Genomic DNA, 25,433 nt, shown 5'->3' on the forward strand with positions numbered 1-25,433 from the left:
TACGGGGGCCGGAACCCGCCCGGCTCAGGAGTCCGGAGCCGTGGCCCACACCTCCTCGGTCCAGCGCCGGTCGTACGGCAGGGCCAGCAGCCCGGTCCGGAACAGCAGCAGCGGGTCGGCGCCGCCGGCGCGCAGTCGCGGGAGCGCGTGCTCGACGAGCCACGCCTGGAACTCCGCGAGGGGCTCGTCGCGGTAGGGGTGGCTCCACCAGCTGAAGAGGGGCGACGTGAGGTCGCCGATCAGATCGTCGATCCACCGCTCGAGGCAATCGGCCAGATGCCGGTCGGCCGGTCCGCCGAGCGGTTGCCCGGCCCACACGACCAGATACGGCGTCACGGTGGAGGCGGCGGTCACGCACGACTCGAACACATCGTGCACCGGGTACGGCGGTGCCTCGGAGGTGACCGTGTCCGCCCACCACGCCTCGAGGAAAGCCCGTACGGCGCAGGCCTGTTCGGCGGGCCAGGCGGACCAGCCGGAGCGGGCGAGGCCGGTCAGCTCGTAGGCGTCGAGACCGGCGAACCGGCCCGTGGCCAGCCGCGTCGCCAGCTGCGGCAGGATCCGGCGCATCACCGCCGGATGGTCGTCGAAGTGGTTCGGCACCTCGTGGGCGAACAGCCGCAGCACGTCGTCGGGCAGTTCCACGTCCGGTGTGCGCAGCAGCGCCGTCTCCTCGGGCAGATGGCACATGCCGCAGCCCGTCTCCACGGGGCTGGTCATGCCGGCGAAGACCGTCCGTATGCGGTCCACCGCCGCGTCGAGTGCCGGTGAGGCCATGTGCGCCACGTCCTGTCGAGTACTCCGGTCGCGGCTCCGCCCGCCGAAGGGCGCGACGCTACCAGGGTGGAAAACCGGTGGGCCACCGGGATTGGGCGGCACGACAGTTGGCAGTGATGCGAACCACCAACGAGGAGCCATGAGATGTCGACGCTGCGCGTCACCGCCGAACTGCTGACCGTTCACGAGCATCCGAACGCCGACGCCCTGGAGGTGGCCCAGGTGGGCCTGTACCGGGCCGTCGTCGCGAAGGGCGTCTACCGCACCGGTGACGCCGCGCTCTACATCCCCGAGCAGGCGGTCCTCCCGGCGGCGCTCATCGACGAACTGGGGCTGACCGGCCGTCTGGCGGGCGGCGAGTCCGACCGGGTCAAGGCGGTGCGGCTGCGGGGCGAGCTCTCGCAGGGGATCGTGTGCCGGCCCCGGGCGCTGGCGGACGTCGATCTGGTGCGGGCGGCCGCGGAGGGAACGGACTTCGCGGAGCTGCTCTCGATCACCAAGTGGGCGCCGCCGGTGCCGTCCAGGATGAGTGGCGAGATCGAGGCGGCGCCCGGCCTGCTGCCCTGGGTGGACATCGAGAATCTCCAGCGTTATCCGGGCATCTTCGAGCCGGGCGAGGCCGTCGTGATCACCGAGAAGCTGCACGGCACCGCTTGTCTGACGACCTGCAGCACGGCGGACGGCGGCCGGGTGCAGGTCTCGTCCAAGGGTTTCGGCGCCAAGGGCCTGGCGCTCAAGGAGGACCCGGCCAACCTGTACTGGCGCGCGGTCCGCGGGCACGGCGTGCCCAAGATCGCGGCACGCCTGGCCGAGAAGCTGGGCGCGAGCCGGGTGGGTGTGTTCGCCGAGGTGTACGGCGCCGGGGTGCAGGACCTCGGCTACGGCAAGAACGCCAGGACGGAGACCGCGCCGGGCTATGCCGTGTTCGACATCTCCGCGGAGATCGACGGCCGGGTCCGCTGGCTGGACGCGGCGGCCGTCCTCGGCGGTGAACTGCCGGTGGTGCCCCGGCTGTTCAAGGGCCCGTTCGACGTGGACACGGTGCTGGAGCTGGCGAACGGCCGTGAGACGGTGTCGGGCCGGCGACTGCACCTGCGGGAGGGCGTCGTCGTGCGGCCCGTGGTGGAGCGGTACAGCCCGGTCACCGGCGGGCGGGCGATCGCGAAGGCGGTCAGCCCGGCGTACCTGACCCGCAAGGGCGGTACGGAGTTCGAGTGACTCCTGCCCGAACGAGCGAGTACGCGCGGGGCGCACGCGGGCCCGGTCCGGGGGGACCGGGCCCGTCGCGTCCCGGGTCAGCCCCCTTCGCCCGCGCGGCGCCGCTCCGGCAGCAGCCGTGAACCGGTCAGCTGCTCGCCGAACACGTCGTCCGGGTTGGACAGGACGCAGGTCTCCAGGGAGAGGCAGCCGCAGCCGATGCAGTCGGTCAGATGGTCGCGGAGCCGGCTGAGCTGCTTGATGCGCTCGTCGAGTTCGCCGCGCCAGGCCCGGGAGAGCCGCGCCCAGTCGTCACGGTCGGGCGTCCGCTCCTCGGGCAGCTCGGCGAGGGCGTCCCTGATGGTGGCGAGCGGGATGCCGACGCGCTGGGCGGCGCGCACGAAGGCGACCCGGCGCAGTGCGTCCCTTCCGTAGCGGCGCTGGTTCCCGCTGGTGCGGCGGCTGCTGATGAGGCCCTTGGACTCGTAGAAGTGCAGGGCGGACACGGCGGCTCCGCTGCGCGCCGAGAGCTGGCCGACCGTGAGCTCGTGGATCTTCTCTGGAATCTGTGGCACTCCTCGAAGCCTACTGGTCCGTCGTTGACAGGAGGGCGCCCGCCCAACCATGCTGAGCAAGCGCTTAGACATGAGTGTCACAACGGTCGAGAGGCAGGCACCAGGACATGGCAGAGCCGAGGATCTTCACTTCCCCAGAGGAGCTGCGCGCAGGGGTGGGCGAGCAACTGGGACACAGCGACTGGCTCGAGGTCGACCAGAAGCGGATCGATCTCTTCGCCGACGCCACCGGCGATCACCAGTGGATCCACGTGGACCCCGAGCGTGCCGCGAGCGGCCCGTTCGGCACGACGATCGCCCACGGCTATCTGACGCTGTCGCTGCTGCCCGCCCTGGTGCCGCAGGTGCTCCGGGTCGAGGGCATGAAGATGGGCATCAACTACGGCACCAACAAGGTCCGTTTCCCCGCCCCCGTGCCCGTGGGCTCGCGGCTGCGGGCCACCGCGGTGCTGCAGAGCGTCGAGGAGGCCGGCAGCGGGGGCGTGCAGGTGACCGCCCTCGTCACCGTCGAGCGCGAGGGCGGCGACAAGCCGGTGTGCGTGGCGGAGTCGCTGTCACGCTACTTCTTCTGAGCGCTCACCATGCGCAGGACGAGGTCGGCGTAGAGCGCGCCGACCTCGTCGGGCGTCCGACGCCCCTTGGTGTTGAACCAGCGCGCCACGTCGATGCAGAGCGACAGCACAGCGACGGCCGTCCCGGGCACGTCCGGCACGTCGAACTCGCCGGCCTCCACACCCTCTTCGAGAATGCGGCGCACCACGGCGTCGCTCTGCCTGCGCAGGCCGGTGATCTCGGTGCGGTGGGTCTCGCTGAGCGCTTCGAGTTCGTACTGCACCACTCGGGCGGTGGTGTGCCGGCCGGCGTGCCAGCGGACGAACGAGCGCACGGCGTCGGCCAGCCGGTCGGTGGGCGTGCCCGCGCCGGCGTAGGCGGCGCCCAGGATCTCGAGGGCCTTGTCGTGCCCGATCCGGCTGATCCGGTGGAGCAGCTCTTCCTTGGTCTTGTAGTGGATGTAGAGCGCTGCCGGGCTCATGCCGGCCCGGCCGGCGATGTCCCGGGTGGTGGTCGCGTGGTAACCGCGCTCGGCGAAGGCCTCCACGGCGGCGATGAGCAGTTTCCTGGCCGCCTCGGGTGTGACCTCGTCCCACGGCTGCTCCTCGCCGGCCGCCCGGTCCGCCGTCTCGTCCGCCGCACTCATCGCTCGTTCGCCCCTTTCGTGGCACAGGACGAACACCATACCCCGACGGTGAGCAAGCGCTTAGAGCCTGAGCACGGCTTCCGGGACGGATCGTGCTCCGCGAGCGGCTTCCCAGGGGCCGGCCCGTGCCGCCCGGCTCACGATCCGGCCCGTCTCCTGCCGGGCGAACGGCGTCAGAACGCGGAGACCCCGGTCAGCGCACGGCCGATGATCAGCTTCTGGATCTGGCTGGTGCCCTCGTACAGCGTCATCACACGGGCGTCGCGCACCAGCTTGCCGACGGGGTACTCGTCGATGTAGCCGTAGCCGCCGAAGACCTGGAGGGCGTTGTTGGCGCAGCGGACGGCGGCCTCGGAGGCGAACAGCTTGGCCTGGGAGGCGGCGGTGGCGAACGGCTCCCCCCGGTCGATCAGGTCGGCGACCCGCCACGTCAGCAGCCGGGCGGCGTCCACGTCGACGGCTATGTCGCTGAGCAGCTCCTGCACCAGCTGGTAGTGCGCGATGGGCTTGCCGAACTGCTCGCGCTCCTTGGCGTATCCGACCGCGGCGTCGAGGGCGGCCTGCGCGATGCCGACACAGCCGGCGGCGACCGACATCCGGCCCTTGGCGAGTGCGGACATGGCGATGGAGAACCCCTTGCCCTCGGTGCCGAGCATGGCGGACGCCGGGACCCGGACGTCCTCGAGCACCAGCTCCGCGGTGGCCTGGCCGCGCAGCCCCAGCTTTCCGTGGACGGTGCGGCGGGTCAGTCCGGGGGTGCCGGTGGGGACGAGGAAGGCGGACACGCCCTTGTGGCCGGGCATGTCGTTGGTCCTGGCGAACAGCAGCACCACGTCCGCCCAGGTGCCGTTGGTGATGAACATCTTGGAGCCGTTGATCACGTAGTCGCCGCCGTCGGCGACGGCCCGGGTGATCAGGTTTCCCGCGTCGGAGCCGGTGCCGGGCTCGGTGAGGCCGAAGCAGCCGAGGGCTTCGCCGGAGGTGAGCCGGGGCAGCCAGTCGCGCTTCTGCTCCTCGGTCCCGTGGGCGGCGACGGTCTTGGCGACCAGGCCGAGGGAGACGGAGACGATGCCGCGCACGGAGGAGTCACCGCGGCCGAGCTCCTCGGTCACCAGGCAGTAGGCGAGGTGGTCGCCGCCGGAGCCGCCGTACTCCTCGTCGATCGTGAGGCCGAGGAAGCCGAGCGCGCCCAGCTTCTTGACGATGCCCCGCTCGACGCTCTCCGCGCGGTCCCACTCCACGACGTGCGGTGTGATCTCACGGGCCACGAAGTCCTTCGCCAGCTGCCGGACGGCCGTCTGCTCCTCGTCGAGCTCCAGGTTCATTGCGGGCACCCCACTTTAACTATCACTGCTAGTTTATTTGTGCAGGGCCTACTATGTGCCGCATGGCCCGCCCGCGCAAGCCCCTCCTCAGCAGAGAACGCATCGTCGAGACGGCGAGCGCGCTCGTGGACGCGGAGGGCCTCGACGCGGTCTCCACCCGCCGGCTCGCCGCGGAGCTCGGCGTCAGCGGCCCCTCCCTCTACAACCACTTCCGCAACAAGGACGAGATCCTCGACGCGGTCGCCGACGCGGTCAGCGCCCGTGTCGACCTGTCGATGTTCGACGAGGACGACGACCGCGACTGGCGCACCGCCCTGCACGACTGGGCCGTCTCCTACCGGGCCGCCCTGAGCGCCCACCCCAACACCGTGCCCGTCCTCGCCCGCGGGCCCGGCCGCCGCCCGGCCGGCCTCAAGGTCGCGGACGCCGTGTTCGGCGCGATGGTGCGCGCCGGCTGGCCACCCGCCCACGCGACCCGTATCGGCGCCCTGATGCGCTACTTCATCACCGGCTCCGCGCTGGGCTCCTTCGCCCGCGGCTTCGTCGACGACGCGACGGCGTACGACCCGGCGGACTACCCGCACCTGGGCCAGGCCCACCTGCTGGCGGACCGGCAGGAGCAGGTGGACCAAGGGGCGTTCGAGACGGGACTCGAGGCCCTGCTCGACGGCCTGGCGCTCCAGTACGAGACCGTCCGCCACGGCGCCACCCTTCGGTCGGCGCCGAAACGTCCCTGACGCATCCTGGGAGGCATGACCTCCTCCCGCGACCTCGCCGCCTTCGCCGCGCTGCTCGCCGACGAGACCCGCGCGTGCTTCGCCCTCGCCCTCCTCGACGGGCGGGCCTGGACGGCCGGGGAGCTCGCCCGGCACGCCCGGGTCGCCCCGTCGACCGCGAGCGAGCACCTCGGCAAGCTCGTCGCGGGCGGGCTGCTCTCGGAGGAACGGCAGGGCCGGCACCGGTACGTCAGGCTCGCCGACGACCGGGTGGCGCACCTCGTCGAGGAACTCGCCGCGCACGCGTCGCCCGGACCTCCTCCGGAGCCGCGGTCCCTGCGCGAGTCCACCGTCGCCGGAGCCCTGGCGCGGGGACGGACATGCTACGACCATCTGGCAGGACGGCTCGGCATCACGATCACCCGGGCCATGACCGCCCGCGGACTGCTCACCCAGGACACCGGCTTCGCGCTCACGGACCGCGGCGCCCGATGGTTCGGTGACCTGGGGATCGACCTCACGGCCAAGGGCCGCCGCCCGCTCGTACGGGGCTGCCTCGACTGGACGGAGCGCAGGCCGCACCTCGCCGGCGTCGCCGGCGCCCGGCTGTGCGGCCACGCCCTGGACGCCGGCTGGTGCGTACGCATCGGCTCCGACCGGGCCGTGAAGGTGACGGACGACGGCGAGCGGGCGCTGCACACGCTCCTCGGGATCGAGCCGGGGATATTGCGGTGAACCCCGAAAGGTCCAGCCCTTACGGTCGCACCATGACGAACCCCATCCGCCACACGAAGTGGCCCGCCCTGGCCGCCGCCGCCGTCACCGTCGTGCTCTGGGCGTCCGCTTTCGTATCCATCCGCAGCGCGGGTGAGGCCTACTCCCCCGGCGCGCTCGCCCTCGGCCGGCTGCTCGCCGGCTCCCTCGCGCTGGGCTGTGTCCTGCTGATCCGGCGGGAGGGCCTGCCGCCGCGCGCCGCCTGGCCGGGGATCCTCGTCTCCGGTCTGCTGTGGTTCGGCGTCTACATGGTGGTGCTCAACTGGGGCGAGCAGCAGGTCGACGCGGGCACGGCGGCGATGGTGGTGAACATCGGCCCGATCCTCATCGCGCTGCTGGGCGCCCGGCTGCTGGGCGAGGGACTGGGCCCGCGGCTGGTGGCGGGGATGGCCGTGTCGTTCGCGGGCGCCGTGGTCGTGGGCCTGTCGATGTCGGGCGAGGGCGGGGCCTCGACGCTGGGCGTGGTGCTCTGTCTGCTGGCGGCGGTCGGGTACGCGGGTGGCGTGGTGGCACAGAAGCCTGCGCTGGCGCACGCGAGCGCGCTCCAGGCGACGACGTTCGGCTGTCTGGTGGGCGCGGTGGCGTGCCTGCCGTTCGCCGGGCAGCTGGTGGAGGAGGCGTCCCGGGCGCCGGTGCCGGCCACGCTCAACATGGTCTACCTGGGCATCTTCCCCACGGCGCTGGCGTTCACGACGTGGGCGTACGCACTGGCGCGTACGACCGCCGGCCGGATGGGCGCGACGACGTACGCGGTCCCGGCGCTGGTGGTGCTGATGTCCTGGCTCGCGCTGGACGAGGTGCCGGGATGGCTGACCCTCTGCGGCGGGGCGCTGTGCCTCGCGGGTGTGGCGGTGTCCCGGTCCCGCGGCCGGGCGCCGGCCCCCGAGAGCGAGCTCACGGGCCCCCGCGCCTGAACCGTTCCGTAACGCCCCGGCCCCGGGCCCGCCGCCTCGTGCGGCGACGGATCCGGGGCCGGTCGGAGCGAGCGGCGGTCAGTCGGAGTGCGCGTCGGCCGGGGCGGGAGCCGAGGGCGCCGGGGCGGCCTTCGCCGCCCGGGAGGCAAGGATCTTGATGGAGATCAGCGCGATGACGGCCAGGCCGATGATGTAGCCGGAAACCGCCATGGACGTGCCCGTCGCCTCCAGCAGCAGGACCATCATGAACGGCGCCAGGCCGCCGCCGAAGACGGCGGCGATCTGGTAGCCGAGAGAGGCACCGGTGTAGCGCATCTCCGCGGTGAACAGCTCGGCGAAGAGCGCCGCCTGGGGCCCGTACATGATGCTCAGGAAGCAGCTGGTGACGAACGTCCCGACCCCGAGCCAGAGCAGCGACGCGGTGTCGATCAGCAGGAACATCGGCACGGCCCACGCCAGCAGGCCGACGGCGCCGGCCGCATAGATCCGCAGCCGTCCGATGCGGTCGGACAGGGCCGCCGCGGCGGGTATCAGCACCAGCTGGGTGAGGCTCACGCCGAGGGACACGGCGAGGACGGCGCTCCGCTTCATGTCGAGCTCGCGGGTCGCGTAGTCCAGGACGCCGGTGATGATGATGTAGAACGTCGCGGTGTTGACGGCGAACGAGCCGCCGGCCAGGAACACGGTCCCGAGGTGGTCGCGCAGGATCGTGCGCAGCGGGGAGCGGGTCTCGCTCTTCTCCTTCTCGGCGAGCGCGCGTTCGGCCGCACGGAACTCGGGCGTCTCCTCGACCTTGGTGTGGATGTACCAGGCGAGACCGAGGACGAGGAAGCCGACGAAGAACGGCACTCGCCAGCCCCAGGCGGCGAACGCGGAGTCGCTCGTGAGGGAGCCCGCGACCAGGAACACGGTGTTGGCGGTGACGACACCGATGGGGACGCCGAGCTGGACGAGGCTGCCGTAGAGGCCGCGCTTGCCCTCTGGGGCGTACTCGGTGGCCATCAGCATCGCGCCGCCCCACTGGGCGCCTACCGCGATGCCCTGGACGATGCGGAGCAGGACGAGGAGTACGGGCGCGGCGATGCCGATCGTCTCGTACGTGGGGAGCAGGCCGATGCCGGCGGTGGCGAGGCCCATCAGCGTGAGCGCGAGGACGAGCATCGGCTTGCGGCCCCGCTTGTCGCCGAGCTGCCCGGCGATGACGCCGCCCACGGGGCGGGCGAGGAAGCCGACCGCGAAGGTGGCGAAGGCGGCCAGCACACCGGCGGAGGAGCTGCCGGCGGGGAAGTACAGGTCGCCGAGGACCAGGGCGGCGGCGATGCCGAAGACGAAGTAGTCGTACCACTCGACGGCCGAGGCGAGGGCGGCGGCGGTGGCGACGCGTCGCCGCCGGGGGTCGGAGGGCGTGGAGCCGGGGGTGTCGGTGAGCTGAGCTGCGGTGTCCATGAACGTGCACACTCCGGTGGATGCGGGGACGGAGTCGGAGAAGGGGGTGGCACTGGGGAGTTCCGGGGACCGTACCGACCGGTGGGTATGGGGTCAACGGGTTGGACGGGGGAAGTTTCCACGGCGGCTCCGACCGCCGGGGAATACCGTTCGAGCAGCACGGACACCCCGGCCGCGACGGCGGCCGGGGTGTGTCGTGCGTGGGCTCTAGAAGACGACCAGCGCCCGGCCGCCCTTGCCCGCGAGCATGTTCTCGAAGGCCGCCGGGATGCCGTCGAGGGCGATCTGCTCGGTGACCAGCGCGCTCAGGTCCAGCCGGCCGGCTCGGATGTGCTCCGCGAGGACCGGCAGGTCGGCGGCCGGGTCCGAGTTGCCGAAGACGCAGCCGGACAGCGTGCGGCCCCAGTGGAACAGCTCGAGAGCGTGGAAGGTGACCTGCTGGTCCTTGCCTCCGATGCCGACGACCGTGGTGCGCCCGCCGCGGCGGGTGGAGTCCCAGGCGGCGCGGATCGTCGAGGCGCGTCCGACGCACTCGATCGCCACGTCGGCGCCGCGCTTGCCGGTCAGCGCCCGGATCTCCCGCGCCGTGCTGTAGGAGGCGACGACGTACTCGGTGGCGCCCGCGCCGCGCGCCAGCGCCTCCTTCTCCGGGGAGACGTCGACGGCGATGATCGGGCCCGCTCCGGCGATCCGGGCGGACTGGAGGGTGGCCAGCCCGACCCCGCCGACACCGAAGACCACGACGGACTCACCCTCACGTACCCGCGCGGAGTGGTGGACGGCGCCGTAGCCGGTGAGGACGGCGCAGCCCAGCAGTGCCGCGTCCGCCGGCGGGACACCGTCGGGGACGGGCAGCACGCAGTTCGCGGCGACGACCGTCTCCTCCGCGAACGCGCCCACGTTCAGGCCGGGATGGAGCTCGGTGCCGTCGGCCGCGACGGCGTGCACCCGTCCCGCGCCGGTCAGCGCCTCGGCGCACAGCCACACCTCGCCGATGGAGCAGGCGTGGCAACGGCCGCAGGCGGGCGCCCAGTTGAGGACGACGCCGTCGCCGGGTGCGACATGGGTGACGCCCTCGCCGACGGCCAGGACGGTACCCGCGCCCTCGTGGCCGAGGACGGCCGGGACGGGCAACCGCATGGTGCCGTCGGAGAGCGACAGGTCGGAGTGGCACACCCCGACGGCGGCGAGCCTGACCCGGACCTGGCCGGGGCCGGGCTCCGGCAGCGAGATCTCGGTGATCTCCAGGGGAGCGCCGACGGAGGGCAGGACGGCTGCACGGACCACGATGGTTTCCTTACCGCTCAGAACTGGAGGGACTTGGTCTGGAGGTACTCGGCGAGGCCGTGCGGTCCGAGCTCCCGGCCGACGCCGGACTGCTTGTAGCCGCCGAACGGCGCCAGCGGGTTGAAGCGGCCGCCGTTGATGTCGACCTGGCCGGTGTCCATACGGCGGGCGAAGGCCACCGCCTCGGACTCGTCGCCGGCCCAGACGGCGCCGGCGAGGCCGTACACGGTGCCGTTGGCGATCTCGAGGGCGTCGTCCTCGTCCTCGTACTTCAGGATCGACACGACCGGCCCGAAGATCTCCTCCTGGGCGATGGTCATGCCGGGGGTGACGTCGGCGAAGACGGTCGGGCTGACGTAGTAGCCGACTCCGAGCGGCGCCTCGGGGCCGCCGGCGACCAGCCGGGCGCCTTCCTCGATGCCCTTCTCGATGTAACCCCGCACCCGCTCCTGCTGTTTGGCGTTGACGAGGGGGCCGACCCGTTCGCCGGGGACGTACTTGGCGACGGCGGCAGCGGCGAGCTCGACGGCCTCCTCGTACCGGTCCTTGTGCACGAGCATCCGGGTCCACGCGCTGCACGTCTGGCCCGAGTTGGACATCACGTTGGCGATGCCGACGTTCACCGCCTTGGCCAGGTCGGCGCTCGGCAGGATCACGTTGGCGGACTTGCCGCCCAGCTCCAGTGCGACGCGCTTGATCGCGCCGCCCGCGGTCGCGCCGATCTTCCGGCCGACGGCGGTCGATCCGGTGAAGGACACCAGGTCGACGCCTTCGTGCTCGGCGAGCGCCTGGCCGGCCACCGGACCGAGCCCGGTGACCAGGTTGAAAACGCCCGCGGGGATGCCCGCCTCGTGGACGGCCTCCGCGAAGAGCTGCGCCGTCAGCGGGGTGTCCTCCGCCGGCTTGAGCACCACGGTGCAGCCGGCCGCCAGCGCCGGTGCCACCTTGGCGACGATCTGGTGCAGCGGGTAGTTCCAGGGCGTGATCGCGCCGACGACGCCGACCGGCCCCATCAGCACGGTGGAGGTGCCGATCTTCTCCTCGAACGCGTAGGAGCCGGCGAGCTCCGCGTAGGAGCCGGCGACCGCGACGGGCAGGCTCGCGTGGACCGCGAGCGCCAGGGCGGGCGGTGCGCCGAGTTCGGCGGTCACCGTCCCCGCGATCTCCTCGGCGCGCCGGCCGAGTTCGTCCCGCAGGGCCGCGATGTACCGCGCACGCTCGGCGGGCGGCGTCGCCGCCCAGCCCGGGAAGGCCGCGCGGGCGGCACGTACGGCGGCGTCGACGTCCTCCGCCGTGCCGGCCGGCACGTGGGCGATGACCTGTTCGTCCGCGGGGTCGACGACCGCGATCGTTTCCTGTGCCGCGGCAGGCAGCCACCGGCCGCCGATGTACATGCCGTCGTGGGCCTTCATCGATGTCCTCCACGCCTCGCGGTAGTGTCCGCGCCCCAAACTAGCGCCGTTAGTTTTACGGCGCCAGGGGCATCGGACGTGCCGGAGGCCACGTTCCGTGGCGGAGGACTCAGGCGTCGAGGCCCGGAAGGTCCATGGGGGCGGGGCAGATGCGGCGGCCCTGGTGGTCGAACACATAGAGGTGGGCGAGGTCCACGAGCAGCGGCACCTGGGCCCCGGTGCGCAGCCGGAGGTCGGGGCCGGTACGGACGACGAGGTCGCTCGGCGCGGTGATCCTGCTCTCGTGGGCGGGCTCGGGAACCGGCTCGTCGAGCACCGCCACCGGCCCCGCGACCTGAGCCATCGCCCGGTCCTTGAGCCGGGTCAGCACTCCGGGGCCGGGGCTTCTTCGCCGCCGCACGGCCGTCTGCGGACGCGGCGACTCGAGATCGGCGACCACGGCGGGCCGGGAACCGGTGTTGAAGTGCACCAGCGCCTCGTGCCCCTGGTACTCCATGTGCTCGACGATCCCGGTCAGCGCCACCTCTCCCGGGCGGGCCTGGCTGGGCGGCGCGATCCGGGCGGCCTCCGACCGCAGGCCCACGATGATCTGCCGGCCCTGCTGGATGCGCAGCAGCTGGTGGTCGGGGCTGAGCGGCTCGGGCAGCGGCAGCCGCTGCCGGCCCAGGTCGATGGACATCCGGCCGTCCAGCGGCGCGTGGACGACGGCCTGGAGCAGATTGATCCGGGGCGTCCCGATGAACGCGGCGACGAAGACGTTCGCCGGCAGGGCGTAGGTGTCGCGCGGGGAGCTGACCTGCTGGAGCACTCCGCCGCGCATCACGGCGACGCGGTCCCCGAGGGACATGGCCTCCGCCTGGTCGTGCGTGACGTAGACCGTCGTCACCCCCAACTCCGCGGTCAGCCGGGCGATCTCGGCCCGCAGATGGTTGCGGAGCTTGGCGTCGAGATTGGAGAGCGGCTCGTCCATCAGGAAGACCGACGGCCGACGGGAGATCGCCCGTCCCATCGCTACGCGCTGGCGTTCGCCGCCGGAGAGCTGCGCGGGGAACCGGTCGAGGATGTCCTCGATGCCGAGCATCTTGGCGGTGGCCTCCACCCGTGGGTTGCGGTCGGCCCGCGGGTTCTCGAGCTTCAGCGGGAAGCCGATGTTCTCCCGGTTGGTCATGCTCGGGTAGAGCGCGAAGTTCTGGAAGACCATCGCCATGTCGCGTTCACGCGGCGGGATGTCGTTGGCGTACTCGCCGTCCAGCAGGAGCTCGCCCTCGGTGATGTCCTCCAGTCCGGCGATCATCCGCAGCACGGTCGACTTGCCGCAGCCGGAGGGGCCCAACAGGACGAGGAACTCCCCCGGCCGGACACCGAGGGAGAAGTTGTCGACGGCGCGGGGAGCACGGCCGTATCTCTTGCTGACGTTGTGCAGAGCGATGGCGCGAGTCATAGGGTCCCGCCCGGGATGAGAAGGGGCAGCTGCGTCGCCAGAAGCTAGCCCACTATGTCCCGTCAGGGAATGGATCGCGCACGATGCGCGGGGCGCTTGTTACGCATGTGTCCACCATGCGAGACCAGCACCGTCGAGCGGCCGGAAATGGCCATTTCCGCATGGTGGGCCGTACGCCCAACTGCCCCTGGCCGCACGACTATCGGCCGTTCGTGCGCCACACGGCCGCAGGGCCGGGGCCGACCGCTCGGCCGGCCCCGTGCACCCATGACCGGATCACACCTGCCTGACGTCCGTGAGGTGTGCGAAGACGACGACGTTCGCGGAGTAGCCCTTCTTCTTGTCGAAGCTGCCGCCGCAGGTGAGCAGCCGCAGTTCGGGCCGGCCTGTGTGGCCGTACACCTCCGCGTCGGGGAAGGCCTCCTTCGTGTAGGTGCGCACCTTGTCGACGGTGAACACGGCCGTCCGCCGGTCCGCGCGGGCGATGTTGACCTTGTCACCGGGTTTCAGCGCGTTGAGGTTGAGGAAGACGGCGGGGCCGGTCTTGGTGTCGCGGTGGCCGACCACCAGCGCGGTGCCCTTCTCGCCGGGCGCGGGCCCCTTCTGATACCAGCCGACCAGACGCGGATTGTTTACCGGAGGGGCGGTGAGCCGGCCCTTCTTGTCGAGACCGAGCCTCATCACGGGCGACTCGATCATGATGGCCGGGATGGCCAGCTTTCTGGGCGGGGAGGGCGGCAGCGCGAGCTCTCCCTGGGCGGCCGCGGGCGGTGCCGTCGGGGACGGCGCGACGGTCGGGGACGGCGCGACGGTCGGGGGCGATGCGACGGTGGGGGGCGGTGTCGCGGGCCGGGGCGGACGCGCCGCCTCCGGGGCCGGGGACGGCGGCGGCACAGGGGCCACCGGTTTCGCCGGTTCCGCGGAGCGGACGGTGAGCGGCGGCAGGTCGATCACCTTAGGTCCGCCGTGCCCGGCCGGACCGCCGGCCGCGGCCGGCTCGTCGCGCCCGGCTGCCTTTCCGTCCCGTCCCGCGGCGTTCTCTTCGGCCTCGTCGGCCGCGGGCGGCTTCGCGCCGAGCGGGCTGTCCGCCGCGACGGTGACCGGCGGCGCGTCCGGGGGTGCGTCCTGACACCCCCGGACGACGCCGGTGACCAGGGTGGCCGTCACGCTGAGCGTGATGGTCAGACGGCAGGCACGGCTGGGTCCGCGTCGTCGGCGTCGGCGACTCGGTACGTTACGCGGCGCCATGGGCGCGGCGGCGGGCCCGTCGGACGAGGACCAGTCCGGCCGCACCGGCCGCGCCCGCGACGAGCGCCGTCGCCGCGCCGACGGAGGAACCGTCGTCCCCGGAGCCCTCGCTGCCGTCGCCGGCCATGCCGCCGCCGCCCGCGGGCACCGCGCCATGGGGCGCGTCCTTGTCGTCCTTCTCCCAGATCGTGCCCTTCTCGTTGTCGTTCTCCGAGCCCTTGTCCCCGTTGTCGTTCTCCGGGCCCTTGTCCCCGTTGTTCTTCTCCTCGTGCTTGTCGCCGTACTTGTCGCAGTCGACCTCGAAGACCTTCTGCTTCGGCACACCGCTCGGGACCGTCCAGGCGAGCAGGTAGTGACCGTTGGGGAGTGCGTACTCCTCGGTGTGGCCCCGGCCGGCGTTCAGCACGAGGCTGTCGGTCAGGGTGGGTCCTGCGGCCGTGGGGGGCTGCGGCGTGATGGTCCAGGTGACCTGCGACAGGCTTTCGAAGTTGAAGGCGCTGAGGCTGAACTTGCAGACTCCCTTGATGTCGTCCCGGGTGTCCCAGTGCTCGACGCCGGCCTTGTGGATCTTGATGTCGCCGCTGTCGCCGATGGCGGCGAAGGCCGCCGGCGCCGTCGCCAGCGTCATGCCGGCGTAGGCCAGGGCGGCAAGGGCGGCCGCCGCCGTGCGGGCACGGCGGGGGCGGAGAGTTGCGGTCGTGCTCATGCGAGGCTCCTTCAAGCCGATGCGATTGTCATACTGATCACGCGATCGCCTGACTAAATGTCACGAATTCGACGTGAAGACGCATCGAAACGCTGAGAAGCCGTCAGAAATGCCCCTACTAGCGGACACCTCGGCTGTGCCGACCGAGCGATTCGGGCGTGTCGGCGCCCTGATCGGCACCGCCCGACCCACCGCCGGGCGAACGGTCCGCCCCGGTCACCGCCGCCCCGGCCCGCCGGCCTCCCGGGAAGCGCCGCCCGCGGTGCTGCCCGCAGCGCCGCCACGAGCGCCACCCATGGCGCCACCAGGCAGGCCGCCTGCCATGCTGCCCCGAGCGCCACCCTCAGCACCGCCGTCCGGAGCGCCACCCGCGGAGCCGTCCGGGGAACCGCCGTTCTGGCCGACGCCCGCCGACGGTCCGCGTCCGGCGCGGCCGGTGCGCACCGCGGTACCGCCCGACACCACCAGCAGCACACCGAGCATCACGAAGGGCGCCGCGGCACCGGCGAGCCCGGCGACCAGTCCGGCGGAGGCCGGCGCGGCTACCTGGCCGAGACGGTTGCCGGTCAGCCGCAGCGCGAGCGCCGTCGAACGCGCGCCGGCCGGTGCCGCCTGCACCACCGTCGTCATGGACAACGGCTGCCCCACGCCCAGGCAGAAGCCGAGCGCCGCCAGCATCAGCGCCAGCGCCCACAGCGGCACCGGCAGTGCGATGCCCGCGCACAGCACCCCGCCGAGCAGACAGGTCACGGTCAGCAGGGTGGTACGGCCGAGGCGGCGGATCATCGGCGTCATCACCAGCCGGCACGCGATCGTGGCGGCGGCCCGCAGGCTCAGGAGCAGGCCCACGACGGTGGGCGCGATACCGCGGTGCTCGCCGACCACCGGCAGATACGCGGTGAGGATGTCCGTGGCGGAGAGCACGGCGAGGCTGATGAAGATCCCCGCGGGTACGCCGCGGGTACGCAGGATGCGGTGCACGGGAACCTTCGCGGCGGCCGCGTCCCGGTTGTGCCCGACTCCCTTGTGCCGTAGCTCGATACGCCACATCGAGGTCAGCGATACGGCCGCCACGGCCGCGGAGACGACGAGCGCCAGCGCACTCGTGCGGGCCATGTCGTCATCGATCAGCGCGCCCGCGGCAACAGGTCCGGCCAGCTGGCCCAGGGAGGCGCCGATGGTGAAGTGCCCGAAGTTGCGGTCCTGTTCGGCGGGGGCGGACCGGCGGGCGACGATCGACTGGGCGCCGATGACGAAACAGAGGTGGCCGAGTCCCATCACACCGCTCCACGCGGCCATCGCCGGCAGCGAGCCGGCGAGTCCGCTGAGCGCGCAGCCGCCGGCGATCAGCGCGACGCCCGCGTACAGCAGCGGCGCGCAGCGGCCGTGGTCGGTCCTGCGGCCCAGCGGTACGGCGGCGAACAGCGGAAGCAGCGCGTACACACCGGCGATCACACCGATCGCCCGCTCGTCGGCACCGAGCGCCAGCGCCCGGTAGGAGACGGCCGGGCGCGCCATCGACACCGCCGCCTGGGCGAACCCGAAGGCGATGACGAGGCGCAGCAGCCAGAGGCGACCCATGTCAGACGATGCCGAACAGGATCCCGGCCCCCAGCACCACCAGGCTGGTCAGGGCTGCCCACTTGACCGTGAAGCGGGTGTGGTCGCCGAACTCGACCTTCGCCATGCCGACGAGGACGTACACGGCGGGGACGAGCGGGCTGGACATGTGCAGCGGCTGGCCGACGAGGGAGGCGCGGGCGATCTCCAGCGGCGAGACGCCGTGGGCGGCGCCCGCCTCCGCGAGGACCGGCAGCACACCGAAGTAGAAGCCGTCGTTCGACATGAAGTACGTGAGCGGCAGGCTCAGTACGCCCGTGACGATCGCCATGTGCGGGCCCATGCCCTCGGGGATGGCGCCGACGAGCCAGTCCGCCATGTGCTCGACCATGCCGGTGCCGGTGAGGACTCCGGTGAAGACGGCGGCGGCGAAGACCATGCCGGCGACGTTCAGGACGTTGTCCGCGTGGGCCGCGATGCGTGCCTTCTGGTCCGCCATGGAGGGGAAGTTGACGGTCAGGGCGAGGGCCGCGCCGAGCAGGAAGAGCACCGGGATCGGCAGCAGCTCCATGATCATGGCGGTGAGAAGGGCAAGCGTCAGACCGGCGTTGAACCAGTACAGCTTGGGCCGCAGCGTCCCGCGGTTCGGGTCGAGGCCCTGGAAACCGCCGTCCTGGAGCGGGGGTTCGTCCCCCTCGCGGGCGGACCCGGTGTCCGCTCCCGGACCGGATCCGGCGACCTCGGCGCCGGTGCCGGAGCCCGTGGTCCCGCCGGGGTGCCCGCCGACCCCGCCGGCCTTGACGAGCACCGTGCCGGGCTCGGGCTCGAGCGCCTCGTCGAGCGTGAGGTATCCGAGGCGCTTGCGCTCACGACGGCCGAGGACGTACGCGAGGACGAGCACGAAGAGAAGTCCGGCGCCGAGGGCGGGGATCATCGGCACGAAGATGTCGGCCGCGTCCAGCTTGAGCGCGGTGGCGGCACGGGCGGTGGGACCGCCCCAGGGCAGGGTGTTCATCACGCCGTTCGCCGTGGCGGCGATGCCTGTCAGCACGACGAGGCTCATCTTCAGGCGCTTGTAGAGCGGATACATCGCCGAGACCGTGATCATGAAGGTCGTGGAGCCGTCGCCGTCGAGCGAGACGATGGCGGCGAGCACCGCCGTACCGATCACGATGCGCAGCGGGTCCGCCTTGCAGAAGCGCAGGATGCCCCGCACGATCGGGTCGAACAGCCCGACGTCGATCATCACGCCGAAGTAGACGATGGCGAACATCAGCATCGCCGCCGTCGGGGCGAGGTTCCCCACACCTTCGAGGACGTAGTCCCCGAGCTGCGCGCCCTGCCCGACGGCGACGCAGAAGAGTGCGGGGATGAGGACCAGCGCCGCGATCGGCGACATCTTCTTCATCATGATCAGGACCAGGAAGGTCGCGATCATGGCGAAGCCGAGGACTGTCAGCATGGGGACACCTAACGTTCATCCTTGAACTGCCACCGGAGGAGCGGCCCACCGGTGGGTCCGGATGACGTTAGGTGTCGCCATCTGCCGTTAACAAGACGTTGACCCGTGAGCAATACGAGCAAAACCCCAGGTCATCGGCTTGGCGCTACATCCACCGGGATGGCGTTGAGCACCGCGGTGCCCGACAGGGGGTCCAGCCGGGAGCCGTCGAGCAGCTGGTTGACGTTGACTCCTGGACGGCCGGCGGCCACCGACATGCGGATGCCGGGACGGTCGTGGCCCCAGCCGTGCGGCAGGCTGACGACACCGGGGCGCACCGTGTCCGTGATCTCGACGGGGGCCGACACGACGCCTCCGTCGCCGGTGACGCTCACCGTCGCTCCGTCCTCGAGTCCGAGCCGGGCCGCGTCGTCGGGGTGCATGTGCAGGGTGCACCGGTTGGAACCGCCGTTCAGCGCGGGCACGTTGTGCAGCCAGCTGTTGTTGGAACGCAGATGGCGGCGGCCGACCAGCACGAGGCCCTCCGGCCGGGCCGCGAGGGCGGCGCGCAGCCTGGGCAGATCGTCGGCGACGGGGCCGGGCAGCAGCTCGACGCGTCCGCTGCGGGTCTTGAGGATCTGCGGGATGCGGGGCCGCAGGGTGCCGAGGTCGACGCCGTGCGGAGCCTCCAGCAGCATGTCGAGGGTCAGGTCGTACGGGCCGAGGCGCAGCATCATGTCGAGACGGCGCTCGGGGCCGGTGCGTCCGGTGAGTTCGGCGGCGACATCCTCCGCCGCGCGGCCGTGCACCGGGGACGCGGGGTCCGCGACCGCCTTGGCGAGGGTGCTGTTGATGACCATGTCGTCGACGGCTGACGGCTCCGCGCCGTGCATGCCGGAGACGGCGAGGATCAGGCGCGCGTGGATCTCGCACTCGTCCATCAGCCCCTCCTCCAGCGGTACGGCGGCGGGGCTGAAGCGGGCCTGGTTGCTGACGGCGAAGGCGTTGAAGGCGAAGTCGAAGTGCGCGCTCCGGGAGGGCGGCGGCGGGGGCAGCACCACGTCGGCGTGGCGTGAGGTCTCGTTGAGATAGGGGTCGACGCTCACCATCAGGCCGAGGCCGGCCAGGGCCCGGTCGAGGCGGTCGCCGTCGGGGGCGGAGAGCACCGGATTGGCCGCGATCACGATCAGGGCGCGGATCTGTCCGTCGCCCGGGGTCTCGATCTCCTCCGCGAGGGCGGCGACGGGCAGTTCGCCCTTGGCCTCCGGGTGGCCGCTCACCCGGCTCCTCCAGCGGCCGAGGGAGAACCCCTTGCCGGGGGCGGCCGGCCGCGGAGCGCGTTCGGTGGCGGACAGTGGGAAGAGGGCGCCGCCTGGCCTGTCGAGGTTGCCGGTCAGCACGTTGAGGACGTCGACGAGCCAGCTGGCGAGCGTGCCGTGTTCGACGGTGCAGCTGCCGATGCGCCCGTAGACGGCCGCGGTGGGGGCGCCCGCGAGCTCGCGGGCCATCGTGCGGATCTCCTCGGCGTCCATGTCGCAGGCCGCCGCCACGGCCTCAGGTGTGAAGTCCTTCACGGCGGCCTCCACTTCGGCCACCCCCTCGACATGGGCGGCGAGTGCGCCGAGGTCGGTGAGTCCTTCTTCGAACAGCACCTGGGTGAGGGCGGCGAGCAGCAGCGCGTCGGTGCCGGGCCGGATCGCGACGTGCCGGTCGGCGAGCTGGGCGGTGCGGGTGCGGCGCGGGTCGACGACGGTCAGGGTCCCGCCGCGGCGGCGGAGGGCCTTGAGCTTGCCGGGGAAGTCGGGCGCGGTGCAGAGGCTGCCGTTGGACTCCAGCGGGTTGGCGCCGAGCAGCAGCAGGTGGTCGGTGCGGTCCAGGTCGGGCACGGGGATGGCCGTGGCGCTGCCGAAGAGCAGTCCGCTGGAGACGTGTTTGGGCATCTGGTCGAGCGTCGACGCGGAGTAGACGTTGCGGGTGCCCAGGGCGGAGAGCAGGACGGGCGGGTAGAGGGCGCCGGCCATGGTGTGGACGTTCGGGTTGCCGAGGACGACTCCGACGGCGTTCGGTCCGTGCTCCTCGATCAGCGGCCTGATCCGCGCGGCGATCAGGTCGAAGGCTTCCTGCCAGGTGGCGGCGCGCAGTTCGCCGTTCTCCCGGATCAGGGGTGTGCGCAGCCGGTCCGGGTCGGCGTCGAGCTCCCCGAAGGAGGCGCCCTTCGGGCAGATGAAGCCACGGCTGAAGATGTCGTCGCGGTCTCCGCGGGCGCGGGTGACGCGGCTGCCCTCGATGGTGAGGGTCAGCCCGCAGGTCGCTTCGCACAGCGGGCAGACCCGCAGTGCGGTGCGGGTGGGCTCCCCCGGGGCGGCGGCGGTGGATTCGGCTGGAGCGGTGCGGGACACGGGTCCTCCCCGGACGGGCGTGGGCGGCGACGGCGTGGACGGCGGCGGCATGGATGCCGAACTTGAGCATACCGACCGGTATGCATGTGCGGGAGGGTCTTTCACGCCCGGTTTTCACGCCGCCCGGGGGCGTCCAGGACGTCGGAGAGATAGGCGTGGAGCAGCCGTCGGGTCTCCGCGATGATCGCCTCGTCACCGCCGGCCCTCGACCGGAACGCCAGTTGCAGCAGCGCGTCCGCCGCCTCCACGCACACCAGCACCGCCCTGCGCAGCTCCGCGTCGGACTCGCGCCCAAGGTGAGAGGCCAGCAGTTCGCCGAGCCGGTCGGCGACCTCGTGGTGCACGCCGTCCACCGGCGCGCCGACCGGCAGCTGGGCCCCGAAGTCGACGAGGGTGAAGCCGGGGCAGGTGCGCTTCATCGCCAGGTACTCGTCGAGCATCACATCGATCGCGGCGCCCCAGTCCTCACCGGAGGATGCGACGAGCCGCCGGGAGACGTGGTCGGCGTAGGCGTCGAGATTGCGGTGGCCGAGCGCGACGACCAGCGCGCGCTTGTTGCCGAAGAAGCGGTAGACGGATCCGATGGGCACTCCCGCCCGCACCGCGACCGCCCGGGTCGACAGCTGCTCGTAGCCGCTTTCGTCCAGCAGTGCGGCGCACGCGTCGAGGATGCGGGCGAGCCGGTCGGCGCTTCGCCGCTGGACCGGACGGCGGCGCAGTGGTGGCTGGGACACGCGGCCCATCATGCCGGTCCGTTGCCGTTGACGGGGCCGAGGTGCAATCCTACGGTTGTCCATAGGAATGGATTGAGAAATCCTTCAGCACCAGGAGCGGGCGATGAGTGGCACCGGACAGGCGCGGAAGATTGTCGAGGGGCTGACGGAGGCGTCGTTCTCCCCCGGCTTCGGCAACGAGCACAGCTCGGAGGCGGAGCCCGGCGCACTTCCGCACGGGCGCAACTCCCCCCAGCGCGCCCCCCTCGGCCTCTACGCGGAACAGCTCAGCGGCTCGGCCTTCACCGAGCCCCGGGCGCACAACCGCCGCTCGTGGCTGTACCGCATCCGCCCCTCTGCCGCACACCCTCCCTTCGTCCGCGTCGACAACGGCCACGTCCGTACCGCCCCGTTCACCGAGACCGTGCCCGACCCGAACCGGCTGCGCTGGAACCCGCTTCCCGAGCCGGCCACCGGCACCGACTGGCTGGCCGGGCTGTGGACGCTCGGCGGCAACGGCGACGTGACGCAGCGCACCGGCATGGCCGTGCACCTCTACCACGCCAATACGTCCATGACCGACCGCGTGTTCAGCAACGCGGACGGCGAACTGCTGATCGTCCCCGAGCACGGCGGGCTGCTGCTCGTGACCGAGTTCGGGCTGCTGCCCGCCCGGCCCGGGGAGGTCGCCCTCGTCCCCCGCGGCGTCCGCTTCCGGGTCGAGCTGCTGGACGCCACCGCCCGCGGGTACGTCTGCGAGAACTACGGGCAGCCCTTCGAGCTTCCCGAGCTCGGTCCGATCGGCGCCAACGGCCTGGCCAACGCCCGCGACTTCCTGGCCCCCGTCGCCGCCTACGAGGACGTCGAGCAGCCGGTCGAGGTGGTCAACAAGTTCTGCGGGAACCTGTGGGCGGCGACCTACGACCACTCCCCGCTCGACGTGGTCGCCTGGCACGGCACCCATGTCCCGTACGTCTACGACCTGCGCCGCTTCAACGTCATCGGGACGATCTCGTACGACCACCCCGACCCGTCGATCTTCACGGTGCTGACCTCGCCCTCCGACACCCCGGGGCTCGCCGGTGTCGACTTCGTCGTCTTCGCACCGCGCTGGCTGGTCGGCGAGGACACCTTCCGCCCGCCGTACTTCCACCGCAACGTGATGAGCGAGTACATGGGCCTGATCGAGGGTGCGTACGACGCGAAGGCCGAAGGTTTCGTGCCCGGCGGCGGCTCGCTGCACAACATGATGTCGGCGCACGGCCCCGACCGGGAGACCTTCGACCGGGCGAGCGCGGCCGAGCTGAAGCCGCAGAAGATCGACGACGGCCTTGCCTTCATGTTCGAGACCCGCTGGCCGGTGACCGCCACCGCTCAGGCGGCGAACGCCGACCATCTGCAGATGGGGTACGACGACGTGTGGCAGGGTCTTCAGCGCCACTTCAGGTCGTAGTTCGTCGTAGTACGGAGATGCCGTGACCTCCTTCGCCCCCGACTCGCTGGTCCTGAACCGCAAGCTGCCGCTGTGGTACCAGGTCTCGCAGTCCCTGCGCGCCTCGATACTGGGCCGAACGCCCGAGGCGTCGCTGCGGCTGCCCACAGAGGAACAGCTCGCCCAGCATTACGGAGTGAGCGTCCTGACCATGCGTCAGGCACTCAAGGAGCTGGAGGAGGAGGGTCTGATCAGCCGGCACCGCCGGCGCGGCACCTTCATCGAACCGGGGGCACGCCGCGGCGCGCCCCGGCGGCTGCTGGGCTCGATCGACGCGATCGTCGCCCAGCAGTCCGGCGAACGCACCACGGTCCTCGGCCACGGCCCGGAGCCGGTGCCGGTCGAGCTCACCGAGCACTTCCCCGGGGCAGCCGAGGTCGTGGTGTACCGGAGGCTGCGCTGCGACGGCGACAGCGGCGAGCCCACCAACTGGGCGGAGAACGCCCTGCATCCCGATGTCGCCGCCGGGCTGGACGTCGCCGACCTGGAACGCTGGCCGATGACCAAGGTGCTGCGGGACGCCCTCGGTGTCCGTATCAGCCGGATCACCGACACGGTGGAGGCCCGGCTCGCCGACCCGCGGACCGCGGAACTGCTGCGGGTGCCCCTGCTGAGCCCGATCCTGCACTACACCGGTGTGACCTACGACGACACCGGCCGGGTCGTGGACGTGGCCCGCATCCGCTACCGCGGGGACCGGTTCTCCTTCTCGGTCACCGTGGATGCCGCGGACTGAGCCTGACTAGCATGCGACGGTGACTGCTCTCACCGAGGACGTGCCGCTGCTCGACGACCTCATGCCCTGGTCCGTGGCGCCGCTGCGGCTGGGCAGGGACTGGGTGATGGCGCCGGACGCCGCGTCCCTGCGGGCCCGCTGGGACGCCCTCGTACGGGCGGAGGACGGCACCCGCGAGACACTGTTCCGGGTCTCCAGGGCCCGGGGCACGCACGGCACGGTGGCCCAGCTGCCGGGTCAGCCGACCGGTACGGGACGCATGGCGCGCGAGACCGGCCGCTGCCCGGAACCCGTGCGGGTGCTGCACGGAGCCTTCGACGAACAGTGGCTGATCCCCGACCACCGGCTGATCGACGTCGCCCGGCCCGAGTTGTGGCGGGTACGGGACGAGCGGCAGCTGTTCGTCGTCGAACAGGGATACGTGCCGAAGGCCGCCGGACCCGCGCTCACGGTCACCGCCCTGCTCCCGGACGGCCGTTCGCCCGCCGGGCGTCCCGGCCGCATCCGTCCTCTGTACCGGCGGCCCGGCGGACACGAACCCAACATCACACCCGGACTCACCGGCCTGCTGGCCGAGCGGTACGGGCAGCCCGTCGACGCCGAGGACCTGGCCGCCTGGACGGTCGCGGCCGCGGCGCCCTCCCCCGCCGGATGCGTGGTGCCCCTGACGGCGGACGCCGGCGTCTGGTCCACCGGGGTGGCACTCGGCCAGGAGATGATCCGCGTCATGCTGCGCGGCGCGCGGGGCGGCGACCGCCCCCGGCTCCCCGGCGGCCGCCGGCCCTACGTCCGCGCCGCGCTGCCGGCCCGGCCGGACTCGATCGACTACGCCCCCGAGGACGAGGCCCTGCTCCTCGGCGGCACCGGCCGCATCTCCCCCGTCCCGCGCACGGCATGGGACTTCGAGGTGGGCGGGGTCCGGGTGCTGGAGCTCTGGTTCGACCGGCGCACGTCGACAGGCGAGGCGGGCACGCTGGAGGCACTGCGCCCGGCGACCTGGCCGCAGGAGTGGACCTCCGAGCTGCTGGAACTGGTCACGGTCCTGGCACTGCTGGCGGAACTGGCCCCGCGGCGGGCCGCGCTGACGTCCACCGGCCCCCTGATCTCCGCCACGGAACTGCACGCGTCGGGCGTCCTGCCCCCACCGCCGGCGACCCGCCGCCCGGCGTCGGTCCTCGACCACCAGGAGGAGGGCCCGGAGGGGCAGTTCGCCCTCCTGTGAGGCGTCCGTGTTCCGAGGGGCTCCGCCCCCGGACCGCTTCCGGGGTGGGGTACAGCCCGCCGCAGGCGCCATGCCACCACGCACGCGCCCCGCACGCCGTCAGGCGAACGCGTCGATCACCCGCCTCAGCACCCGCTCGAACGTCTCCTCCGCGTCCCCCGGCTCCGCCGCCTCCCCCAGCGCCGCCGCCAGCCGTGGGTAGTCCCCGCCCGCCACCTGACCCGCCAGATACGCGCGGCGTGCCGCCTGTTCCTGCTCCGGCGACCACGGGAGGGACCTGGCGCGTTCGGCCATCGCGAGTTCGGTCGCGACCGTCGTCATCACCGTGCCGTTGACCATCGCGATCAGCTCGAACTTCGTGCCGTACGGCGCGTCCAGGCCCTCCAGCGCGCGCAGGCACCACTCCAGGTAGCGCAGCACGTTGGGGCTGAAGCCGTACAGCGGTGACATCACCCGGGCGAGCCATGGATGGCGGAGCATCATGGCCCGCGCCTGGTGCGCGAGGGCGAGCATCTCCGCGCGCCAGTCGTCCGACGGCTCCCCGAGCTCGTACTCGCCGCTGACCGCGTCGACCATCAGCTCGTACAGGTCCTCCTTGCGGGGCACGTAGTTGTACAGCGACATCGTGCCGCAGCCCAACAGCGCCGCGACCTTGCGCATGGAGAGGGCGTCGATGCCCTCCTCGTCCGCGATGCGCACGGCGGCCGCCGCGATGTCGCTCCGGCTGTACGCCGGTTTCGGACCTCTGCCCGTGCGCTCGGGGCGCGCCCAGATCACTTCCGGTTCGGCCGCTCGGCCCGCCATGGATCATCACCTCCCTCACATCCTAGTTACGTACAGCGTACGTAGTGAGG

The 25,433-nt window shown here is 72.1% G+C and carries 23 protein-coding genes; 8 read left to right on the forward strand and 15 right to left on the reverse strand.

What is annotated here, in order from left to right; all coding sequences use genetic code 11:
• Window positions 1-24 precede the first annotated feature (24 nt).
• Window positions 25-777, reverse strand: coding sequence for a hypothetical protein (locus ACTMTU_RS29610; RefSeq protein WP_441266502.1), 753 nt, complete (start codon window positions 775-777; stop codon window positions 25-27).
• 144 nt (window positions 778-921) lie between these two features.
• Here ACTMTU_RS29610 and ACTMTU_RS29615 point away from each other — a divergent pair, with 144 nt between their 5' ends.
• Complete coding sequence (locus ACTMTU_RS29615) at window positions 922-1,995, forward strand: RNA ligase (ATP) (RefSeq protein ID WP_441266503.1); 1,074 nt, start codon at window positions 922-924, stop codon at window positions 1,993-1,995.
• 77 nt (window positions 1,996-2,072) lie between these two features.
• Here ACTMTU_RS29615 and soxR read toward each other — a convergent pair whose 3' ends face one another.
• Complete coding sequence (gene soxR / locus ACTMTU_RS29620) at window positions 2,073-2,549, reverse strand: redox-sensitive transcriptional activator SoxR (protein ID WP_441266504.1); 477 nt, start codon at window positions 2,547-2,549, stop codon at window positions 2,073-2,075.
• A 107-nt stretch (window positions 2,550-2,656) separates the two neighbouring features.
• Between soxR and ACTMTU_RS29625 the strand changes: the two genes are divergently transcribed.
• Complete coding sequence (locus ACTMTU_RS29625; RefSeq protein ID WP_441266505.1) at window positions 2,657-3,121, forward strand: MaoC family dehydratase; 465 nt, start codon at window positions 2,657-2,659, stop codon at window positions 3,119-3,121.
• On the opposite strand, the gene ACTMTU_RS29630 is transcribed toward ACTMTU_RS29625, so the two are convergent.
• Both ACTMTU_RS29630 and ACTMTU_RS29635 read right to left on the reverse strand, forming a co-directional pair.
• Window positions 3,109-3,747, reverse strand: a complete 639-nt coding sequence (locus tag ACTMTU_RS29630) for a TetR/AcrR family transcriptional regulator (protein WP_441266506.1) — start codon at window positions 3,745-3,747, stop codon at window positions 3,109-3,111. The genes ACTMTU_RS29625 and ACTMTU_RS29630 overlap by 13 nt on opposite strands.
• A 173-nt stretch (window positions 3,748-3,920) precedes the next feature.
• Window positions 3,921-5,072, reverse strand: a complete 1,152-nt coding sequence (locus ACTMTU_RS29635; protein WP_441266507.1) for an acyl-CoA dehydrogenase family protein — start codon at window positions 5,070-5,072, stop codon at window positions 3,921-3,923.
• Window positions 5,073-5,134: 62 nt separating this feature from the next.
• On the opposite strand from ACTMTU_RS29635, the gene ACTMTU_RS29640 reads away from it, so the two are divergent.
• Genes ACTMTU_RS29640 through ACTMTU_RS29650 form a run of 3 tightly spaced genes read left to right on the forward strand, consistent with a single transcriptional unit; the run spans window position 5,135 to window position 7,476 of the window.
• Window positions 5,135-5,809, forward strand: a complete 675-nt coding sequence (locus ACTMTU_RS29640) for a TetR/AcrR family transcriptional regulator (protein ID WP_441266508.1) — start codon at window positions 5,135-5,137, stop codon at window positions 5,807-5,809.
• A gap of 15 nt (window positions 5,810-5,824) precedes the next feature.
• The gene (locus tag ACTMTU_RS29645; RefSeq protein ID WP_441266509.1) at window positions 5,825-6,523 is read left to right on the forward strand and encodes an ArsR/SmtB family transcription factor; all 699 of its coding nucleotides are present in this window, start codon (window positions 5,825-5,827) and stop codon (window positions 6,521-6,523) included.
• A 32-nt stretch (window positions 6,524-6,555) separates the two neighbouring features.
• Window positions 6,556-7,476 (forward strand): DMT family transporter, encoded by a 921-nt coding sequence (locus ACTMTU_RS29650; protein ID WP_441266510.1) that lies wholly within the window; start codon window positions 6,556-6,558, stop codon window positions 7,474-7,476.
• 78 nt (window positions 7,477-7,554) lie between these two features.
• Here the strand turns inward: ACTMTU_RS29650 and ACTMTU_RS29655 are convergent, their stop codons facing one another.
• The 10 genes from ACTMTU_RS29655 to ACTMTU_RS29700 form a co-directional block, all read right to left on the reverse strand.
• The gene (locus ACTMTU_RS29655; protein WP_441266511.1) at window positions 7,555-8,922 is read right to left on the reverse strand and encodes an MFS transporter; all 1,368 of its coding nucleotides are present in this window, start codon (window positions 8,920-8,922) and stop codon (window positions 7,555-7,557) included.
• A gap of 207 nt (window positions 8,923-9,129) precedes the next feature.
• Window positions 9,130-10,209, reverse strand: coding sequence for a zinc-binding dehydrogenase (locus tag ACTMTU_RS29660; protein WP_441266512.1), 1,080 nt, complete (start codon window positions 10,207-10,209; stop codon window positions 9,130-9,132).
• 17 nt (window positions 10,210-10,226) lie between these two features.
• Window positions 10,227-11,621 (reverse strand): aldehyde dehydrogenase family protein, encoded by a 1,395-nt coding sequence (locus ACTMTU_RS29665; protein WP_441266513.1) that lies wholly within the window; start codon window positions 11,619-11,621, stop codon window positions 10,227-10,229.
• A 109-nt stretch (window positions 11,622-11,730) separates the two neighbouring features.
• Window positions 11,731-13,062 (reverse strand): ABC transporter ATP-binding protein, encoded by a 1,332-nt coding sequence (locus tag ACTMTU_RS29670; protein WP_441266514.1) that lies wholly within the window; start codon window positions 13,060-13,062, stop codon window positions 11,731-11,733.
• A gap of 276 nt (window positions 13,063-13,338) precedes the next feature.
• The gene (locus tag ACTMTU_RS29675) at window positions 13,339-14,016 is read right to left on the reverse strand and encodes a class F sortase (protein ID WP_441266598.1); all 678 of its coding nucleotides are present in this window, start codon (window positions 14,014-14,016) and stop codon (window positions 13,339-13,341) included.
• Between the two features lie 280 nt (window positions 14,017-14,296).
• A complete protein-coding gene (locus tag ACTMTU_RS29680; RefSeq protein ID WP_441266515.1) occupies window positions 14,297-15,016 on the reverse strand; it encodes a hypothetical protein in 720 nt (239 codons plus the stop codon).
• A 216-nt stretch (window positions 15,017-15,232) separates the two neighbouring features.
• Complete coding sequence (locus ACTMTU_RS29685; RefSeq protein ID WP_441266516.1) at window positions 15,233-16,597, reverse strand: MFS transporter; 1,365 nt, start codon at window positions 16,595-16,597, stop codon at window positions 15,233-15,235.
• Window position 16,598: 1 nt separating this feature from the next.
• The gene (locus ACTMTU_RS29690) at window positions 16,599-18,038 is read right to left on the reverse strand and encodes a CitMHS family transporter (protein ID WP_441266517.1); all 1,440 of its coding nucleotides are present in this window, start codon (window positions 18,036-18,038) and stop codon (window positions 16,599-16,601) included.
• Between the two features lie 131 nt (window positions 18,039-18,169).
• Window positions 18,170-20,416: a molybdopterin oxidoreductase family protein gene (locus ACTMTU_RS29695; protein ID WP_441266518.1), complete on the reverse strand. Its 2,247-nt coding sequence runs from the start codon at window positions 20,414-20,416 to the stop codon at window positions 18,170-18,172.
• A 101-nt stretch (window positions 20,417-20,517) separates the two neighbouring features.
• A complete protein-coding gene (locus ACTMTU_RS29700) occupies window positions 20,518-21,159 on the reverse strand; it encodes a TetR family transcriptional regulator (RefSeq protein ID WP_441266599.1) in 642 nt (213 codons plus the stop codon).
• Window positions 21,160-21,253: 94 nt separating this feature from the next.
• Between ACTMTU_RS29700 and hmgA the strand changes: the two genes are divergently transcribed.
• The 3 genes from hmgA (at window position 21,254) to ACTMTU_RS29715 (ending at window position 24,579) form a co-directional block, all read left to right on the forward strand.
• Complete coding sequence (gene hmgA / locus ACTMTU_RS29705) at window positions 21,254-22,582, forward strand: homogentisate 1,2-dioxygenase (RefSeq protein ID WP_441266519.1); 1,329 nt, start codon at window positions 21,254-21,256, stop codon at window positions 22,580-22,582.
• A gap of 22 nt (window positions 22,583-22,604) precedes the next feature.
• A complete protein-coding gene (locus tag ACTMTU_RS29710; RefSeq protein WP_441266520.1) occupies window positions 22,605-23,357 on the forward strand; it encodes a GntR family transcriptional regulator in 753 nt (250 codons plus the stop codon).
• 61 nt (window positions 23,358-23,418) lie between these two features.
• Window positions 23,419-24,579, forward strand: coding sequence for a type ISP restriction/modification enzyme (locus ACTMTU_RS29715; protein WP_441266600.1), 1,161 nt, complete (start codon window positions 23,419-23,421; stop codon window positions 24,577-24,579).
• Window positions 24,580-24,678: 99 nt separating this feature from the next.
• On the opposite strand, the gene ACTMTU_RS29720 is transcribed toward ACTMTU_RS29715, so the two are convergent.
• Window positions 24,679-25,383 carry a TetR/AcrR family transcriptional regulator C-terminal domain-containing protein gene (locus tag ACTMTU_RS29720; protein WP_441266521.1) on the reverse strand — a complete coding sequence of 235 codons (705 nt, stop codon included), beginning with the start codon at window positions 25,381-25,383 and terminating at the stop codon, window positions 24,679-24,681.
• Window positions 25,384-25,433 lie beyond the last annotated feature (50 nt).

It is taken from the genome of Streptomyces sp. OZ13, assembly GCF_052068155.1.
Classification (GTDB): domain Bacteria; phylum Actinomycetota; class Actinomycetes; order Streptomycetales; family Streptomycetaceae; genus Streptomyces.